This is a genomic window from Larkinella sp. VNQ87 (genome assembly GCF_049445795.1).
GTDB lineage: Bacteria > Bacteroidota > Bacteroidia > Cytophagales > Spirosomataceae > Larkinella.
Genome location: NZ_JBMSDT010000017.1, coordinates 81,586 through 100,254, shown reverse-complemented (window position 1 = coordinate 100,254; position 18,669 = coordinate 81,586). Strand labels below are relative to the sequence as shown.

Here is an 18,669-nt window from a genome sequence, read left to right as displayed (position 1 = left end):
GTTTATTCCTCCGATTCCTGCATGATGTAGCCAATTCCGCTGATCGTATGAATCAGTTTAGGGGTATAGTCTTTATCGATTTTTTTGCGTAAGTAATTGACGTAAACATCGACAACGTTGGTTCCGGTATCAAAGTTGACATCCCAGACTTTCTCGGTGATTTCGTTGCGGGTTAAAGCCTTGTTCTGATTTTTCATGAAAAATTCCAACAAAGCCAGTTCGCGGGCAGTCAGCAGGATTTTCTGGTTGCCTCGTTTGACGGTTTTGCTCGCCTGATTATATTCCAGATCCGCAATTTTTAAAACCGCCGAATCCGCCGATGGTCCGGAGCGACGCCGGTTAAGTGCTTTTAGTCGGGCTACCAACTCCCTGAATTCGAACGGCTTGATGAGATAATCGTCGGCCCCGGCTTCAAAACCGTTCAGTTTACTTTCCGTACTTCCCAGGGCCGTCAGCATCAGAATCGATACATCTTCGTAACGGTTTCGGATCGTTTTACACAATTCAAATCCGTTGATAACCGGAAGGTTTACGTCCAGCACAACCGTAGTGTATTCCGTATTCGCCAGTAAGATCTGAGCTTGCAAAGCGTCGTTGGCGATATCGGCACTAAATCCATAATCTTCGAGGCCGCTTTTGATAAATGCGGCAACCTCGTGTTCGTCTTCTACAATTAATATTCGCATACCAATTTCGTTATAAATCCCGCAGCAGCTCTGTCATAGCCTGGTATAACTTCGGAGCTGTTTCGGGTCCGGTGGAGTTTATTTCGCCGTAAGGTTTGTCTTTGGCGTTATACAAATACGGTTTTTCTTTATCCCATTCACTTTTTGGAATAATGTATCCTAACTCATCGTTGGCCAGGCCAATAATAAATTTATACTTTCCAGGCATCAGGCTACGGAGCGGAGGTGTTTCCCGAGGTTTTATACGAAAATCGGCCCCCGGCGGATTTTCAACACCGCCGTTGGCAATTTCGGGGTACAGCTCCCCCGGCACGCCCAAAAACGTTGCTTCACCTATCCGGAAAGCCACAATTTCGGTCCGGAAGTTCCCCCAACGACTGTATCCGGCATCCAGCACGCCCAAACCCACCGCCAGTTGGAACAGGTTATTGTCGAGCGGAATCTCCAGTGTTTGCGCCCGAAGCGTGATTCCGGCAGTTTGTACGGTCGCTGTATCGGATTGCAACGCGTTGTAAATCAGCATAGCCAACTGTTTACCCTGAGCGTCGGCTTTTGCAAACGTGGGTTCCTGAAAGCGCTCACCCGTTAGCGGGTCCCGGATGGTTACTTTCGGGGAGGTTGTCATCAAACCGCCGACGCAACCCGAAGCATACACCACCGCTCCGCCCAGGCCTTGCTGCACCACCGAATCGCCCTGTACAATCCCTTTTTCCAGGTAAGCCCGGACATAATGCGGAAAGTCGGACGTGAGCAGGGTGTTTTTGCTCCAGAGCGTTTCGGGATGATTACCCCACACTACCAGTGTGCCTAATGTGCTGTCTTTTTGTGCATCAAGGGCCTGCATGATGTACAGACCTGCGTCTTTCACAAGCGGTTTTCGGGTGTCCATCAGGAGCGAATCTGCACCGGTCAGGTCCTGCGCAAACCGCAATCGCGCCGGACGGAGCTGCCCGACAGCCCGCAGAACCGCCCGCGTAACTTGTTGTTCAACAAAAAGTTCATAGGATTTGTTGACCCCGCTTTTCAGGATACTGCCACCCCACAAACCCAGAAAATCGGGCGCTTCGTGGTTGTGGGTGCTGCACACCATCGCGTACGTAATGCCCGCGCTGGCAGGCAGCGCTTTCCGAACATTAATGACATTTTTGTGCATAAAACCGAGCAGATCCACGGCCACGATGGCCAGCCGGTTTTTCCCGTCGTCGATTACGACGGCCCGTGCCCACAGGTCGTCGTGGATGCCGTTAGCAGCCCTTTCCTGGCCAAAACCGGCCATCCAGTAAGCATCAAACTTTCCATTTTGGTTGCCATCGGTATACGTATCACCTTCGTCCGGTTCAAAGGCTGCATTCCGGTTCTGATCGGTCCAGCGGTCGGGGAGGTGGGGCGTGATGGGCAGAGCCGCAAAGCCGACTTTCAGTAACCGGGGCTGTTCGGGGGCCTTGATACTCAGGTTGAGGGTATAACCCGGATGGCGGTCGCGGCTGTTATAATAGCCATAGCCACCGACCAACACAAGCAGTCCGCCGAGGACGAGCAAAAAGCCGAGGATGAATTTGCGCACGGACGATCAGGAGTTCAGGATTTGGGTCTCCCAAGTTAGCCAAGCGGTTTCAATATCAAAAACCGCACCCGAATCGTTCCGTTTTTAAGCCTGGGTGAGCAGCCAAAGCGGAATGATTCGGGTACGGAGAAAAGGGGGCAGAATTAATCCGGTTTTACAGCGTATGGTCCGTGGCTTGAATGGCCGCCGGAGCCTCCCGGAAATGCTCATATTTGTTCAGCAACCGACCGAGTCTGTACACGATGGGAATGACGACCTTCCGGACCAGCCGGGGAATTTCGAGCATATCATACTCGCTGGCGTAGCGGGTCAGCAGATAAGCGACATCGAAGACCTCCGGCTTGGTTGTACCTGTTTTTTTCTGGGCATTAAAAATGGCGGTGAGGAAATACACAATCGTATTGGCTGGTTTGAGCCAGGCTTTGCAATGAAGGGTTTCGGTTCCGGCATTCCAGAAACGGTGAGCTTCCCCTCGTTTAAATACGATGGTGTCTCCCTCTGCTGCGTACTGCTCCGGTTGTCCCTGGATCTGGTAACCAATTTTGCCTCTAACCACGGTAAAACCTTCATCCTGAAGCCAGTGTACGTGCATCGGCGGGCCGCTGCCGGGTGCTACAAAGTTTTCGCCGTAAACGCGGTCGCCGTCGGCTTCCCGGATCAGGCCCTGAAAAATGAGCGTTTCGCCGTGGCCATTCTCAATTTTGTGGGGGTACGTAATGTTCATTGGATTGTTGGTTGGGATTAATCTGTTGTTGAACTAGTTAAGCCGTTTGACACGGAAGAAGCCCTCGATGCGGCTGGTACCCAGATAGCCCTGGGTGTCGTTGTACCGTCCGGCTTTTTCCAGTTCGAATTTGCCAATGAGGTAATCTCCTACTTTGCCGAAGTGGTAATAGGTCAGAGCGCCCGGACTAGGGTAGAAAACCGGCGGAACCGGATAGAACTGTTTGTAATACACATTGCCCTGTTGATCCGTGAGGTGCAAATGTGGTCCTGATTCAGACACTGTCCACGGCATGGTCATATTTATCAGTGTGACAGGCGAAGTCTCCTCGGTTTCCTGCATAGGCGGCAAGGTCAGAAAGTTGATGCCCCAGTTGTTGCCGTCGGCCGTCACCCCACCCGTAATGGTCACCATTCCGAGTCCCTGATTACTCAAGAGCCGGGCCGATGCAAGTGTGTGAATCCATTTGCCGCCGTTGATCCGGAAGGAAATGCCTTCGTCGCCGATGTAGATGTTCGACACCAGCCAGAGTTCCCGGAACGGTTTTCCGTCGATGGACGTCGGAGCTTTAAGCTTTATGCTGACGGCAACCGGATTCCGGGCGGGAATGGTGTTCGGGGCCAGGTATTGCGCTTTCCAGATAAGCGGGACCAACTTACCCGAACCCGCCAGCTTCCAGGTATCGGTATCAATCAAAGCCGTGGGCGAATCATAGGGTTCGGAAACTTCCGTCTCGCTCGTGAGCGGGACCAAAGCATAATCATCGAGCACCTGCACGGTGAGCGTCAGATCCCCGCCGGGTTTTACGAAACCGACTTCGGGATAGAGTTTCGCCCGTTCAAGCACGGCCCAGTCGCTGAAATGGGTTGTTTCAACGCTGACGGTATGTGCCACTGTATCGACTTTGCCGTTAGCCGCCAGCATCCAGATGCCTTTGTCGTTCTGGTAGGCCAGCGCCAGCGCTTCGGCTACCGTGCCGGATAAGGTTGCCGGATCATATTGGACACGAATTGTAACCGGTTTTTTAAACGAGGTGCCGTGTGGCGCAAGCCGGAAGCCATTGCCCAGCGACTGTGGCCCGGTGCTGCTTATGGGCTGAATGCTAAAAGACTGGGCGGTTTCGACGGCCCCTGCCGGTACGGTGATGGTCAGGCGGTTGTCGGCGGAAGAAAGCTGCCCACCGGCCGGACCGATGGTTTGTGTGGTGGCCGTGCCCAGCGGACTGCCGATGGGATGGACCTTGCCGGGCCGCGACTGCGGTTTTTCGGCTGGGATTTCGGGTTTGTCCGGCGTTACGAGGTTCTGCTCGTGCTTGCAGGACGCAAGCAGGAGGGATAGCGCCAGAAGTAGCGTAAACGAAAAAGACTGATTCATAGGAGTTTGTATTTGTTGTTGTCATGGCCCGATTGGTGGGCATGGAACAAAGATCCGTAACCGGCTCTGTTACCAAAACCGCCATTAGGTTCAAGTGACAAAAGCCGTCTATGAAGCGTGGTTTTCCGATGGTCAGGGTTGAGGCAAACGGTTTTGCCCTGAGTCGATTCTGGTTTTCGACTCTGCAACCCTTTACCCGCTACATTGGTCTTCCAATTGAATACATCCCTAAACGTTCTTCCTGCATGCACTTGCTGTCAATGCTTTATTTCCGGAAAATCTCCCCTGGAGGGATGGTCGTCCTACTGGGGTTGATAATCCAGCAAGCAATCGGTCAATCGCAACGTTGGAGCGTGAGCCTGAAAGCAGGCCTGGGCCTGACGGGTGTCTGGGCGACTCAGCCAGCCTGGTCGTACCTGTACAGGAACCAAACCGAGATCTATCGACCCCGGCTGGGAAGTTTGTTTGGCACGAAAACAAGTTATCAGTTGTCCGGGCATTTTCGGCTTGTCACCGGGCTGGAACTACAGACGATGACCGATGAATTTGAACGCGGTGGCATCCGGATCTCGGACCAGCAATACATTCAGAGCAAATGGGCCCGCTATCACGCCCGGCGGTTGCAAATTCCGCTGACGCTCAACTATCTGTTTGTGGCTCGTCCCCGCTCGGTATATGTTTTAGCTGGGGTGCTGCCCAGCTACCTGTTGCACATGCAGGGAAAGATGACCGATTACCCGGGTGATGACCAAATCGACAGGTATGTCTTTGACCTAGATATGGAACCCTGGGGCTTATTGAAACGCAAGACTCCCCGCTTTCAGTTGCCGTTGCTGGCGGGGGTGGGTGGGGCTATCGGAGAGCGTTGGCAACTGGAATTGACGTATCAATACGTCAGCAAGCCGCTGGAATATGTACGTTCTCCCTATAATTCGATGCGGGAAGTGCCTCCGGATGTTTCCCGCCTGAACCGGAGTATTTTTCTTTCCGCCAGTTATCGGTTGGGGGCTATTCGCTAGTGCGTTATGCTTAAAGGGTTGTATTGTCTGCGGTTTTAAAAACTCGGCTAAAAATAGCATTTTTGAACCAGTCGGTATTTCGAGTCAAAACCGCATCGAAAACGTCTGATTTGAACCGCGATCAGAATGCCGCGTCGAAAACCCTCAAACCGCTTATCCCATGAGAATGTCTTTTACCCTGCTACTGGCCTTGTGCCTCGGAGTAGCCTGTGCGTTTGCCCAAACCAAACCGGCTACGCCTTTGCGTATCATCGTTTTCGGCGCTCATCCCGACGATTGCGACCTGGGCGCTGGCGGAGTGGCCATCCTTTATTCCGCACTGGGTCACCAGGTAAAATTTGTCTCGATGACGAACGGGGATGCCGGGCATCAGGACATTGGCGGGGGCGAGTTGGCCAAAAGAAGGTACCAGGAAACTCAGGAAGTCGCTAAACGACTGGGCATTACGTATGACGTGCTCGACAACCATGACGGAGAACTCATGCCCACGCTGGAAAACCGGCTGGCGGTTATTCGCAAAATCCGGGAATGGAAGGCGGATTTGGTGATTGCGCCACGGACCAATGATTACCATCCCGATCACCGCAACACGGGCATCGTTGTGCAGGACGCAGCTTATCTGGTCATCGTTCCTAACATTTTGAGCAGTGTGCCTCCATTGACTAAAAACCCGGTTTTTCTTTATTTCCGCGACGGCTTTCAGCGCCCCAATCCGTTCCGCCCCGACATAGCGGTCGACATCACCGAAATACTCACTAAAAAAGTAGAGGGTCTCGATGCGCACACATCCCAGTTTTACGAGTGGCTGCCCTGGACCCGGCAAGATCTGGCGAACGTACCGAAAAGCCCCGTGGAGCGTAAAAAATGGTTGCTGACCGCAATGGAAAGGCGTTTTTCACTGACGCCGGAAATCAGGACGACCGTTGAAAAATGGTATGGCCCGGAAAAGGCTGCAACGATCAAAGCGGTTGAAGTCTTCGAGATCTGCGAGTACGGCAGGCAGCCCAGTCCGGAAGAAATCAAGCGACTTTTTCCTATGCTACCGCACTGACCTTATTGGAATAAGTCCGGGTACTGTTTTGGCAGGGCCGTCAGGGGCTTGATCCGAATCACCGGCAGGGCTCTCGTAATTGGCCGAACGCATGCAAAAAAAAACGTACCCTTGCTTAAAGGGGGCGAAGGGTTGCTTTGCATCGGCGACCCGGTTCATGACGCCCTCGGACGGAAAAGATCGGATATTAATGGCCGAGTTGGCCTGACACCAGAAATCGCCCATATATCCTTCCATGATCTGGAACTCCTGATTTTCAAAGTTTATCAAGCCCGTCAATTACAAACGCTGACGGAGTATTGGATAAGCTGTTGAAATAGGATGGTTAGTGGTAAGTAGGCGAACGGTTACATCACTTTTCGGTCGTCAGAATCGTTTGGCCCGCCGGGTACAAGATATCACTGTTGTCTTCGGCGGTCACAAAAATCTCCTCGGGTTTGGCAACAGCCGTCGCATTGAGGCTCGCGGTTAAGGATTTACCGGAAGGATTAAGCTGACCTAATTTTTTAACTGAATTGTCATTCTGCTTCATCCAGACCAAATACGTATTTTTTGCCGGGGTCAGGTTTTTGGGTTCTGCCAGATTTCGGACACTTACTTTCAGGGTGTAATTCTTGTTCCTGTCTTTCTTGACATTTACATTCCCATTCGCAGCAGGAGCCAGGGATGAGGTTTTAAAGGACATCTTCGGCGTACAGGCGTTAAAAGCTGTTAATACGCACAGGATCAGCGTGGTTTTTGAAATCAGTTTCATTTCGTTGAGAATTTAATGGCTTGTTTATTAGACAGTTTATAATCACAATCTTCACATTGACCAATCCACCCAGTGGGCCAGATGCAACACCCGTAAGCTACGAAAAGACGCCTTTGCCAGGACCATCCGATGAGAGGAGTTTATTTCTGACTGGCGTTAAATAGCATAAACTTGCTAAAACTTAAGATAGCCTTAATAAAAACTTGGGAAGTAATAAGAATGAGCTTTTGGTGTACCGTATTGGTTGTTTGCTAGGACCAGGCTCTCATGAGCTGTTGGTACAAAGCCTGGAAATTTTCCCTCTCGTAGTCGGTCGTCAGGGTCTGGTCCGCATAGGCTAGTAACAAGTCGGCTTGCTTTTTAAGCACCGGTTTTCGCTCGGTGGTATGCACCGCGTCGTTCACCAACGCCAATGCCCGCAGCAACCGACGGAACACGGCGTAGTTACCTTTAGCATTGATCCGCGGCAGATCAAAAGCCAGTTGGATATAACTGTTAAAATCCGCACTGCGCACCACGACGCGCAGATGCTGACCATCGGAGCGAATCCGGGCCGGGAATTCGCGCCGGGCGAGTTCTTCGCCAATGGCCCCCAGGTAATCGACGGCCATAATAGCCGTCGTGGTGTCGTTAATACCGGGCGAGAGAGCTTTGAGGGCAATGTCTACCAACTGCTGGATTCCAAACGCTACGTCCTGCTCAATGTTGCGGTGACGTCCGATGCTGACAAAATTGATCAGATCATCCGGCCAGTCGGCTTCCGACGGGTCAGGCCGTTCCATCCCGCTGCGAACGCTGAACAGCACGCTGCCTTCGCCCACAAAAGCGCCCATTTCTTTCTCGATCCGCAACACAACGCGGTGATTCCTTGCCCATTTCAACAACCCCTCGGTATTAATCAGTTGAAGGTAACCCGACTGGCGGGCCTTGACGGGATACCAGCCCGTTTGTTCATCGGTATACCGCAGGGCGGCTTCGGCTTTTTGCGGATCGTCAACCGGTTCGCCAAACCGTTCGGGAAACAGGGCTTCGATGGCCTTGCTGGTTTCACGGAAAATATGCTGTACGATGGTGCCGGTTTGGAGTGATTCGGCGATGTGATGGATGAAAAAGATCAGCGCAGCCACCCCACCCAGGGCCAGGACCAGGCCAATCAGCACGGCGGTGGCGGGTACAAACTTTCCTTCGTCGGCGCTCCGGATGGTGCCCAACACCAGCAGACAGTAGGCAAATACGCTCACGAAGTACCCCATGATGAACTGGTTCACGCGGTCGCGCATGAAGTTGCGCAGGACGCGGGGCGAATACTGGCTGCTAACCTGGGTAATGGTGGCTAAGGTTAACGAAAAGGCCAGGGCCGCTACCGTCAGCATCGAACTGGCAATGGCCGACAACATGCCCCGGGCTCCATCGGCTCCGTTGCCAAACAGCAGCGGAAACCGCTTTGCTCCCTGCCAGTTCGTCGTATCATCAAACTCGACTAATCCATACGCCAGACCAAACGAAAAAAGCACCATGATACCCGGTACAAACCAGAGCGATTCCTGAAGCTGCTGCCAGGACTGACGAAGTCGGGTGTTCATAAAGACTGTTTTACGAACCTAACCCTTTCGGAAGGAAGTTGATTGGTTTATTTACGGAAGGGTATTTTAACCCTGGGAAGCGGGTTAAAATATCAACCGAGATGACCGTATACTAACCGAAATGACCGTTCTAAGGATTTTTTAAGATTAGCTTAAGGCTATCCTAAGTTTAGCAGAGTTGTTCCATAAAATACTATAGATGGAACCAAAACTTCGCAAATCATGAATACGAACTGTCATCCCTATCAACCGGCAGCCTTATTCAACCGGCCTGGACGAGCTATTCAGGACACGGAATGGGTAAAGGACCCCACCGATCCAACGATGACCAAGGGTGGACAAATCCGCAGGGGAGAAAAGGTCTGGTTCCATCAGGAGCAATTTGGCAGTGGCCCGGCCTGGCAGCCCGTTCTTCTGGCTGACCAGACGCGTGCCTATGTGCATCCGTCTCATTTTGAGGATGTCACTGATGGAAAAAAATCCTGACTATTAATGTTTCTGCTCAACGATTAAAGCCTTGTTATATGGATGAAGCCTTTTTTTGCGCCCCTGCCATTCCAATTGATCGCATTTGGACTATTGAACAGCAGGCACCCAATCTTATTTTATGGGCGGCTCCGGCCATACTTTTAATTACCGCCATTGAACTGGTTGTTACCTACATTCAGGAAAAACCGTATTACGAAAAATGGGAAACGTTAGGATCGTTGTTGGTGGGTCTGGGGTCGCTGGTGGTCGGCGCCGGTATCAAATTTAGTCTGCTCTACGGCGTCATCTGGATCTATAATCAACTGCCCTGGCGGATGGCCCTGAGCTGGTGGACGCTCATTCCCTGTTACCTCATCTTTGACTTTTTCAGTTACTGGGCGCACCGGGTTTCGCATGAAAACCGGTTTTGGTGGGCAACGCACGTAGTACACCATTCCGGGGAGCATTATAACCTGAGTGTTTCCTTCCGGCTGAGCTGGATTCAGAACCTGAAGATTATCTTTTTTCTGCCGGTTGCTTTCGTCGGTTTTCACCCGATTGTGTTTTTCACCGTTAGTCAACTGGCCGTGCTGTTTCAGTTTTGGGTTCATACCGAGTATATTCACAAGCTGCCCCGCTGGATCGAATTTATCTTTGCCACCCCGTCCAACCACCGGGTTCACCACGGTTCGCAGGAAAAATACATCGATAAAAATTTTGGGGCTACCTTCATTTTCTGGGACCGGCTTTTCGGCACCTACCAGCCGGAAGAAGAGCGTCCTGTCTACGGCATTACCACCAACATCGACCAGAAAGCGAATCCGTTTCACATCAACTTTCACGAGTTGCAGGACATCATCCGCGATGTGAAGCAGGCAAAAGGCTTTCGCCAAAAATGGTTTTACGCCTTCGGCAGCCCCGTAGAAGTGGCCCGCCGGAAGCAGCGGATGAGCCAGCAAGCGGTAACTCCTCAAGATGCAGACAGCCTGGTCGGATAACTTGCAACAGAATCCGTAAAAAACAGTTTCTTTGAGGCAGTAATTACCGATCTTATTCGCTTCAAATCCGCTGTGGAAACCTTAGCCAAACTTTTGTACATCGAAGACGATAAACGCATTGCCGATGCTACCCAAAAAGGATTAACAAAAGAGGGGTTCGAGGTAGAAACAGCATTCGACGGTTTTGTAGGGGCCCGTTTAGCGACTACCTACGCGTACGACCTGATCATTCTGGACATTAACCTCCCGTTGATGAACGGTTTTGAAGTCTGTAAAGCCATTCGGCAACACGGGCTCGATACCCCCATCCTGATGCTGACGGCGCTCGGTGAAATTGATGACCGGGTGCGGGGCCTCGACCACGGAGCCGACGATTATCTGGTAAAACCGTTCAATTTTCGGGAATTCGTGGCCCGCATCCACGCCTTGCTGCGACGTTCCCAAATCGGCTACGATCAACAGGCCGAAGTTTTGCGGGAAGCCGATCTGGAAATCAATCTGCTCACCAAAACCGTCACCCGCAGCGGGCAGGCGATTGAGGTCACCGCCCGCGAATACGAGATGCTGGAATACATGCTCCGCAACAAAGGACGGGTACTGTCAAAAATGGACTTCGTCGAACACGTCTGGGATCTGAATTTCGACACCAATACGAATATCATTGAAGTGTATATCAATTACCTGCGCAAGAAAATCGATCAGGATTTTGAGCCTAAACTCATTCATACCAAACGGGGGTTGGGGTATGTGCTCAAAGCCCGGTAACCATGAAAATCCGGCACAAAATAGCGTCAGAATTTGCGCTGCTGGTGGCCATGATTTTACTGGTTTTCTCGGCCATCGTTTACCTGACGGCCGAAAACCAGCGCCAGAACAACTTCTACGAACGGCTCCAGCGCCGGGCTTCCACGACGGCCCGGCTGCTGGTGGATGTGCGTGAGTTTGATGCCAGCCTGCTGCGGCTCATTGATAAAAATTCAGCAGCCAAACTGCCTAATGAAGAAGTGTTTGTGTTCAATTACAAGGATAAACTGATTTATTCGAACGTCGAACGAAAACCGGCCTACCTGACGTCTTCCCTGATGGACGAAATCCGGCTGAAACAACGCGTTACTTTTCAGGAAGCGGATCAGGAAGTCATCGGAGTTATTTTCGCGGGGCGGTACGACCGCTTTGTCGTGGTAGCAGCGGCAACGGACAAAGCGGGAAGATTGCAACTGAAAAACCTGCTCCGGACCCTGACGGTGGGCCTTTTAACGGGCATTATCCTGACCGTCGGGCTTTCGATCCTGTTTGCCCGGCAGGCCTTAAAACCGTTCCAGCGGATCAACCGGCAAATATCGTACATCTCGGCCAAGGATTTGAGCCGGCGGCTGACGGAGAGTAAGAACCAGGATGAGATTGGCGAATTGGCGGCTAACTTTAACCGGATGCTCCAGCGGCTCGAGCTGGCTTTCCGGCAGCAGAAGCAGTTTGTTTCGCACGCTTCGCACGAACTGCGGACCCCCCTGGCCGCCCTCAAAACCGAGATTCAGGTCGGACTTCAGCAGCCCCAAACGCTGGAAGAACACCGGGAAATCCTGCACAACCTGCAAAACGACACCGACCGGCTCATCGAACTGTCGAACGCACTGCTTCAACTGGCCCGTTTAGTCGATAGCCCCGATGCCTTTATTTTTGAACCGGTGCGCATGGAGGAAGTGCTCTTGGATGCCAAAAATGAAGTCAGCCGAAGCAACGAGGCCTTTCGCGTCAGTTTTGACTTTGAGCAACTCCCCGAGCAGGAAACCAGCACGCTGGTCAACGGCAATGAAACCCTGCTGAAGTATGCCGTGGTGAATCTGATCTCGAATGCCTGCAAATACAGCCCCGACCACCGGGCGGAGGTTCTGCTGGGATTCGACGATACGCACTGCCTTGTGAAAGTGAAAGATGCCGGAATCGGTATTGCGGCCGAAGACATTCCGCATATTTTTCAGCCTTTTTACCGGGCTCAGAATGCCATGCTGCACCACCGGGGTTTTGGCGTAGGCTTGTCGGTGGCTCGCCGGATTGTTGAGCTGCACAACGGCTCTCTTGAAGTTAAGAGTGAGTTGCACCAGGGCTCTGAGTTCGCCATCCGCCTGCCGCACTGCTGAATCGTCTTCTTTACGCCTAATTAGTTGATTATTAAGCGACTTCTAATCTGCCATTAAGCTTCCCTTAAGGTTGAGGGGCTATCTTTGTAGTATATAATTTATGTTTCACCTCAAAATACTACAATCATGGACCACACACAAGCTAAAACAGCCGCCGTATGGCTGGCCATATTATCCCTGCTTTTTCTGGGTACCAGTATTTATTACTGGGACAAAAGCACGGACCTCAATAACGCTAAAAATAAGACGGAACTCCGGGCCGACTCGCTGCTTTCCGCCAAACTTGATCTGGAGCGGAACATCAAGCAGGTTAAGGAGGACCTGAACGCCCGGCTTACCGAAGCCAATACCCTTAACGATCAGTTGGAAGAACGCGTGGAATCGACGCAAAACCGGCTTCAGGCTAGAGATAATCAGCTTGGAAAGCTTCGTCGGCAAAACGCAGCCAACATTTCCGAACTTCAGGCGCAGTTAGCCCAACTGGAAAGCACTCGTAATGAGATCCAATCCGAATTAACACAGGTAAAAGCCCAAAACCAGCAATCGCTGGCCGCCAATGCCAACCTGAAAAATACCGCTACCCTGCTGGAAGAAAAGAATAAGGCACTCGGTACCGAACTGGCAACGACAAAGGCCCTCATAACGGTCGATAACTTTCGGGTTGATATCCTGAAACCCAACCACAAACTGACGGCCAAAGCGAAAAAAACCGACGAGTTGCAGATTTCATTCACCATGCCGCCCCTGTGGCAGACCGACGACAACGAGACGGTTTACGTGAGCCTCACCGACCTTAAAAATACGCCCATCCAAGGTGCACTTCGTACGGAAACCATTCACGTAGGAGATGCGACGTTGCAGATTCCGGTACACGCCGTCAAAACCGTGAATGCTGCGAACGGCCCGCAAAAAGTTACCATCAACTATACACCCGTTGATAAAATGGATTCGGGCACGTATAAAGTCCGGATTTATACCAACGATGGTTACCTGGGTGCCACCGAGTTTGGCCTCAGAAACAGCTTCTGGTTTTTCTGATCAACGAGCGGGCCGCTAAGTTGCGGCTCGCACAGTACCCATTCACTAATTAGTTGAACGTGATCAGCACCAGACAAATAGAAGGATAACCATGCTAAAATTATTTGTCCAACAAGGGGCATAGTACTGCAGAAAGAGCGTAGGAGAAAGCTCCTATGCTCTTTCTGCTCCACATCATTATCAACTAAAAACTACACGATTATGAACTTGAAAATAAGAACCCTAACCATTGACGACTATGATCAATTGAAAACCGCCATGATCGAAGCCTACCGGAGTATCGGGGGGCAGTACTGGCGAAAAGAACGCATCCGGAGACTGCTTCAGCTTTTTCCGGAAGGGCAGTTCTGTGTCGAAGCCGACGGACAGGTAGTGGCCTGCGCGCTGTCTATTATCGTCAATGAGGCCGAATTTGATAATCGGCATACTTATGAGCAGGTCACCGGAAACTATGCGTTCGACACCCACGATCCGAACGGGGATGTGTTATACGGCATTGAGCTATTTGTTCATCCGGCCTTCCGGGGCCGGCACCTGGGCCGACGGCTGTATGAGGCCCGCAAGGATTACTGCGTACAACATAATCTCCGGGCGATGCGAGTCGGTGGGCGCATTCCGTCGTACCATCTGTATGTCGATGAAGTAACGCCCTGGGAATACATCGAGCACGTTGAGCGCAAGGAAATCTACGACCCGACGCTCAGTTTTCAACTAGCCAACGGCTTTCAGGTGAAACGAATCCTGAAAAATTACCTGAAGGGCGATACGGAATCGAAAGAATACGCCACCCTGCTCGAGTGGAACAATATCTTCTACACACCGAATCATCTCTCTTTATTTCATCCCAAAACCTTACTGAACATGAAAAACCTTCGGATAAAAAGGATTCTCGTTCCGGTTGACTACAGCGAGGTGTCGGCCAACGTCGTAACCCTGGCGGCCGCGATGAGTCAGCGTCATCAGGCTGAACTCTGGCTCCTGCATGTGATCAACCCCGATCAGTATACGTTTCCTGCGGTTGATGGCATGGTGCTCTCCTATTCCAGGGAGGAAGTGATTGAATCGGAAACCCGACGGCTGCAGCAGTGGGGAGAGGGTCTCCTGGGGGATCAGCCCGTTTTGCATTTCATTGAATGCCGGACCGGAACCGTTGTGGACCGCATTACGGAAGTGGCCCGGGAGGTAAGCGCCGATCTGATTGTGATGGGTACGCACAGCGGTTCGGGCCTGCTGCATTACGTGATCGGTTCGCAAGCCTATCGGGCGGTGAAACACGCGCCCTGCCCCGTGCTGACCGTGCCGGCCGAAGTGAAGAAAATCGATTTTAAAAACATTCTGTTTCCGGTTCGGGCGGTTGCGGGCGCACTCGACAAATATGAGTATGCCCAAACGATTGCCCGCAAGAATAACGCCCACCTGACTCTTCTGGGTTTGTCGGAACACGAAGAGCCTGACATCAACGAATCCATCAATCGGGCCATGACCTTGCTCCATCAACGATTCTCGGACGATGCCATTGATACCGATGTCTTGATGACCGAAACCGATTCGGTAGCCAAAACCGTTGCCCAGCAGGCCGAAGAAAACCACATCGACCTGATCGTCAGCACGGCGGATCTGACGACCGACATTCGGCACCTTTTTGCGGGGCCTTATATCAAACAACTGATTGACCGGGCTACTGTCCCGGTGTTGTCGGTGCGCCCGGAACTTTTGCAGGGCGATCCCATGCAGCCCACCGACGGGACGCGAATGCCCATTCTGCCTTCGTTCAGGTCATTCTTTCCGCCTGTTCAACCCAATTGACCCGACCGTTACCCCGGCTGTTTTACAGCTACGAGTTACTGAGAGTCGAATTCGTGAAAAGTGACCTTCGTTTTCGGATCGATGCGCTGTTTCGCCAGCACCACATCACCATCCCGTTTCCGCAACAGGAAGTGTGGTTTCGGAACGAACTGATCAATACCGTACCGAAAAACCGGGAGAATGCTTAATATTACCTTTCCACAGCAAGCATTCTTCTGAATGAAACCGCCCGTCAAAACAAAGTTAAGCGAATTGCCCGCATCGGCCATTTGCGGTAATGACATCAGTTCTTCGTGCCTGTATGTGTCGGCACTCAGCATTTTATACGCCGGGCAGTTTGCCTGGATTTCGCTATTATTAGTGAGTGGAACCCTGTTTTTGTTTCGGAAGATATACGGTGAGGTGGTGGGGGCTTTACCCCTGAACGGAGGAGCTTACAACGTGCTGCTCAATTCGACCAACAAGTCGATGGCTTCGCTGGCAGCCTGTTTGACGATTCTGTCTTACGTGGCCACGAGTGTGATTTCGGCCAACGAAGCGATTCATTATGCGACATCTTTTAACCCTTCGTTGCCCATCATTCTCAGTACAATCGGGCTGTTGTTTGTGTTTTTTCTGCTCAATTTGCTGGGATTGAAAGAATCGTCGAAAGCGGCCGTGATTATTTTCATCATTCATTTGTCGACACTGGTGTTGTTGTGTGTGATTTGCGGCTGGTATGTGCTGACGCAGGGTTTGGACCAGGTGTCGCTCAACTTTACCATTCGGTCGGACCGGAGCCTGCCGGCTCAGCTCTTTGCGGGTTTTTCGGCCGCCATGCTGGGCATTTCCGGGTTTGAAAGTTCGTCCAATTACGTTGAAGAGCAGGGAAAAGGTGTTTTTCCGAAAACGCTTCGCAATATGTGGGTCATCGTGACGGTATTTAATCCGCTGATTGCGATCCTGGCGCTGGGCATTCTTCCGGTTGAAGAAGTGCAAAAACATCAGCAGTCGTTGCTGGCTTTCATGGGCGAGCGGTCGGGAGGCCGGTGGCTTTCGTGGCTGGTTTCATTCGACGCGATCCTGGTTTTGAGCGGAGCCGTCCTGACTTCCTTTGTGGGCGTCAGCGGATTGGTGAAGCGGATGACGCTGGACCGTATTTTTCCGCAGTTTCTGCTGATCGAAAACCGAAAACAGGCGCCGTACTACATTCTACTGGTCTTTTTTCTGCTTTGTGTCGCCATTCTGCTGAGCACCGGTGGAGAACTTCAGGCGCTGGCGGGGGTTTATACCATTTCGTTTCTGGCCGTCATGGGGTTGTTTGGCCTCGGCAATCTGCTGCTCAAACTGCGCCGGAAGCGCCTGCCGCGACCCGAAATTGCCCCGGTCAGTTCGGTTTTAGTCGCTCTGTTTGCCGTCGGTATTGCCTTGTTAGGCAACGTTTTGCTGAACCCTGCTTACCTGTGGGTATTTTTTCAATATTTCATTCCCACGTTTTTACTGGCACTGATGATGATGGATCGTTCGTTATTATTGAAAGGGGTTTTATCCGTTGTTCTGTACCTGTTCAATCCGCTGAAACGCACCATCGAACGATTTACGAGCTGGACGAACCGAACCATCAAAAAAATTAACGACCAGGAATTCGTCTTTTTTTCGAAGGGCGACGATATAGCCTCGCTCAACCAAGTAATGATTTACATTCAGGGAAACGAAGAGACCAATCGCCTGCGGATTGTAACGGTTGAGAACGCGCATTTCAAAGCACCGGAACACCTGCACCGGGATATTGAAACCCTTGACCGGGCGTATCCTGAAATTGATATTACCTATGAAAAAATAGAAGGGCATTTCGGCCCCGAATTAATCAAGAAGCTGTCGGCGCAATGGCGGATTCCGACCAATTTTATGTTTATTGGCTCACCTGGCCAGCGATTCCAGTACCGGATTGAAGATCTCTGCGGGGTGCGCCTTATTATTTAATCTTTTTAGCATTTAAACCCAACTGTCATGGAAAAACAAGCTTATATTCCACAAGTAATTACCTGGGCGCGGGCTCAGGGATTTGAAGATATCAAAGCCAACCTGCCGGAAAACGACGATTTTGAATCGCCGATCAGTTATGGCCGTCAACAAGACGACGAAGAGTTTATTCCGGATGTGACGGGGAAACAGTTTCACGAAAAGTCGTACTTTGAAGTGATTCTGAAAACCAGCCGCACCAGCCGATTGATTTCAAAGCTTAAGCTGATGAGCGTTCTGGCGACCAGAAAAGAAGGTAAATTGTATCTTATGGTTCCTAAAGGGCATTTGCAGTTTGCCAAAGAAATCGCGAAAGAAAGCCAAGTAGTGGCTCAGGTGGTTTCCTTGAACCAGCGCTAAAAATAGGCTTACTCAAATTCAGGTATTTAATAGTACTCCCCAAATCTTGGATAGCTTTTGAGTTAGTTTAAGGTGTGTTCTTACCCCCTTTGGTGAGCCAGTCTGCACTGGAGTCTAAGCTGCCTGTCGATACTCGACGGGTGTCATGAACTGCAACACCTGATAGAGCGTTCGGTGTTGTATTCGATCAACCACTCATCCACCACCCTACGTGCCTGCTGAACACTCAAGGAATAAATAAGGTTTGGAGCATGGATTTTGTTCAAAATGCCATATTGCAGAATTCGGGCACAATTCGGAACAAGAAAAAAGCCCTAAACGCGCTGTTTTAGGGCTTTTTCTAAAGTTTAGCGGTCTGGACGGGACTCGAACCCGCGACCCCCTGCGTGACAGGCAGGTATTCTAACCAACTGAACTACCAGACCTTTTTTGTTTTCGTGTTGGTGATTCTGAAAACGTGGTGCAAAGGTAGTGGGATTTCGATAGAACGCAATACCTTTACAGGAAAAACACGAAAAAAAGCATGAAAAAACCGTCAGCCCATGAATACCCGGTCGATAGTTTCTTCGCCCGGTACATCAACCTGGTTGATACCGAGAATGTTACCGGATTGTTACGCCAGCAGTGTGCCATCGTGGAAAGTTTGTTTAAAAATTTGACCGTTGCCCAGCAAGATTACCGCTACGCCACCGGAAAGTGGTCACCGAAGGAGATGCTAGGGCATATGATCGATACCGAACGGATATTTATGTATCGGGCGCTTTGCATTGCACGGGGTGAACAGCAATCGTTGCCGGGTTTCGACGAGAATGGCTATGCCGATACCGCCCAGTTTAGCAACCAGTCGCAGCAGCAATTACTCCAGCACTACGGTTTTGTCCGCCAGTCGACGCTGGCGCTGGCCGAGAGCCTGACCGAAGAAGCCCTCGACCGCATCGGCACGGCCAACGGCTCGCCCGTATCGGCCCGGGCGTTTTTCACCATTCTGGCCGGACATGAACGGCACCATCTAACCATCCTCGCCGAACGTTACGGCCTGAAATAACCGAAGATGGATTGGTGGGCTGGATGGGTTTGATGCTGGATGCTGAAGACCATCCAGCAT

General features: G+C 51.4%; 18 protein-coding genes and 1 tRNA gene. 12 read left to right on the top strand and 7 right to left on the bottom strand.

Annotated elements, in window-relative coordinates; all coding sequences use genetic code 11:
• Nucleotides 1–2: 2 nt before the first annotated feature.
• From ACO2Q8_RS25595 to ACO2Q8_RS25580, 4 genes are all read right to left on the bottom strand, one after another.
• Nucleotides 3–686, bottom strand: a complete 684-nt coding sequence (locus tag ACO2Q8_RS25595) for a response regulator transcription factor (protein ID WP_423347731.1) — start codon at nucleotides 684–686, stop codon at nucleotides 3–5.
• Between the two features lie 10 nt (nucleotides 687–696).
• Entirely contained in the window at nucleotides 697–2,250 is a 1,554-nt protein-coding gene (locus ACO2Q8_RS25590; protein WP_423347730.1) for a hypothetical protein, read from the bottom strand.
• Between the two features lie 154 nt (nucleotides 2,251–2,404).
• Nucleotides 2,405–2,974 (bottom strand): cupin domain-containing protein, encoded by a 570-nt coding sequence (locus tag ACO2Q8_RS25585; protein ID WP_423347729.1) that lies wholly within the window; start codon nucleotides 2,972–2,974, stop codon nucleotides 2,405–2,407.
• A gap of 33 nt (nucleotides 2,975–3,007) precedes the next feature.
• Entirely contained in the window at nucleotides 3,008–4,348 is a 1,341-nt protein-coding gene (locus ACO2Q8_RS25580) for a hypothetical protein (protein WP_423347728.1), read from the bottom strand.
• Between the two features lie 110 nt (nucleotides 4,349–4,458).
• Here ACO2Q8_RS25580 and ACO2Q8_RS25575 point away from each other — a divergent pair, with 110 nt between their 5' ends.
• Both ACO2Q8_RS25575 and ACO2Q8_RS25570 read left to right on the top strand, forming a co-directional pair.
• Nucleotides 4,459–5,367: an outer membrane beta-barrel protein gene (locus ACO2Q8_RS25575; protein ID WP_423347727.1), complete on the top strand. Its 909-nt coding sequence runs from the start codon at nucleotides 4,459–4,461 to the stop codon at nucleotides 5,365–5,367.
• A 160-nt stretch (nucleotides 5,368–5,527) separates the two neighbouring features.
• Complete coding sequence (locus ACO2Q8_RS25570; protein WP_423347726.1) at nucleotides 5,528–6,418, top strand: PIG-L deacetylase family protein; 891 nt, start codon at nucleotides 5,528–5,530, stop codon at nucleotides 6,416–6,418.
• 352 nt (nucleotides 6,419–6,770) lie between these two features.
• Here the strand turns inward: ACO2Q8_RS25570 and ACO2Q8_RS25565 are convergent, their stop codons facing one another.
• Together ACO2Q8_RS25565 and ACO2Q8_RS25560 are read right to left on the bottom strand one after the other, a co-directional pair.
• A complete protein-coding gene (locus tag ACO2Q8_RS25565) occupies nucleotides 6,771–7,172 on the bottom strand; it encodes a hypothetical protein (RefSeq protein ID WP_423347725.1) in 402 nt (133 codons plus the stop codon).
• 251 nt (nucleotides 7,173–7,423) lie between these two features.
• On the bottom strand, nucleotides 7,424–8,755 hold the full coding sequence (locus ACO2Q8_RS25560) for a DUF2254 domain-containing protein (RefSeq protein ID WP_423347724.1): 1,332 nt from the start codon (nucleotides 8,753–8,755) through the stop codon (nucleotides 7,424–7,426).
• 222 nt (nucleotides 8,756–8,977) lie between these two features.
• Here ACO2Q8_RS25560 and ACO2Q8_RS25555 point away from each other — a divergent pair, with 222 nt between their 5' ends.
• From ACO2Q8_RS25555 to ACO2Q8_RS25515, 9 genes are all read left to right on the top strand, one after another.
• Nucleotides 8,978–9,241 carry a hypothetical protein gene (locus ACO2Q8_RS25555; protein WP_423347723.1) on the top strand — a complete coding sequence of 88 codons (264 nt, stop codon included), beginning with the start codon at nucleotides 8,978–8,980 and terminating at the stop codon, nucleotides 9,239–9,241.
• Nucleotides 9,242–9,279: 38 nt separating this feature from the next.
• Nucleotides 9,280–10,221 carry a sterol desaturase family protein gene (locus ACO2Q8_RS25550; RefSeq protein ID WP_423347722.1) on the top strand — a complete coding sequence of 314 codons (942 nt, stop codon included), beginning with the start codon at nucleotides 9,280–9,282 and terminating at the stop codon, nucleotides 10,219–10,221.
• A 72-nt stretch (nucleotides 10,222–10,293) separates the two neighbouring features.
• Nucleotides 10,294–10,986, top strand: a complete 693-nt coding sequence (locus ACO2Q8_RS25545; protein WP_423347721.1) for a response regulator transcription factor — start codon at nucleotides 10,294–10,296, stop codon at nucleotides 10,984–10,986.
• 2 nt (nucleotides 10,987–10,988) lie between these two features.
• Nucleotides 10,989–12,359, top strand: coding sequence for a sensor histidine kinase (locus ACO2Q8_RS25540; RefSeq protein ID WP_423347720.1), 1,371 nt, complete (start codon nucleotides 10,989–10,991; stop codon nucleotides 12,357–12,359).
• A 126-nt stretch (nucleotides 12,360–12,485) separates the two neighbouring features.
• Nucleotides 12,486–13,397: a hypothetical protein gene (locus ACO2Q8_RS25535; protein WP_423347719.1), complete on the top strand. Its 912-nt coding sequence runs from the start codon at nucleotides 12,486–12,488 to the stop codon at nucleotides 13,395–13,397.
• Between the two features lie 201 nt (nucleotides 13,398–13,598).
• Complete coding sequence (locus ACO2Q8_RS25530; protein ID WP_423347718.1) at nucleotides 13,599–15,203, top strand: GNAT family N-acetyltransferase; 1,605 nt, start codon at nucleotides 13,599–13,601, stop codon at nucleotides 15,201–15,203.
• On the top strand, nucleotides 15,200–15,391 hold the full coding sequence (locus ACO2Q8_RS25525; protein ID WP_423347717.1) for a hypothetical protein: 192 nt from the start codon (nucleotides 15,200–15,202) through the stop codon (nucleotides 15,389–15,391). The genes ACO2Q8_RS25530 and ACO2Q8_RS25525 overlap by 4 nt, the downstream gene beginning before the upstream one ends.
• A gap of 31 nt (nucleotides 15,392–15,422) precedes the next feature.
• The gene (locus tag ACO2Q8_RS25520) at nucleotides 15,423–17,165 is read left to right on the top strand and encodes an APC family permease (protein WP_423347716.1); all 1,743 of its coding nucleotides are present in this window, start codon (nucleotides 15,423–15,425) and stop codon (nucleotides 17,163–17,165) included.
• Between the two features lie 27 nt (nucleotides 17,166–17,192).
• Nucleotides 17,193–17,564 carry a hypothetical protein gene (locus ACO2Q8_RS25515; RefSeq protein ID WP_423347715.1) on the top strand — a complete coding sequence of 124 codons (372 nt, stop codon included), beginning with the start codon at nucleotides 17,193–17,195 and terminating at the stop codon, nucleotides 17,562–17,564.
• A gap of 351 nt (nucleotides 17,565–17,915) precedes the next feature.
• Here ACO2Q8_RS25515 and ACO2Q8_RS25510 read toward each other — a convergent pair.
• Nucleotides 17,916–17,989, bottom strand: a tRNA-Asp gene (locus tag ACO2Q8_RS25510).
• Between the two features lie 98 nt (nucleotides 17,990–18,087).
• On the opposite strand from ACO2Q8_RS25510, the gene ACO2Q8_RS25505 reads away from it, so the two are divergent.
• The gene (locus tag ACO2Q8_RS25505; protein WP_423347714.1) at nucleotides 18,088–18,609 is read left to right on the top strand and encodes a DinB family protein; all 522 of its coding nucleotides are present in this window, start codon (nucleotides 18,088–18,090) and stop codon (nucleotides 18,607–18,609) included.
• Nucleotides 18,610–18,669 lie beyond the last annotated feature (60 nt).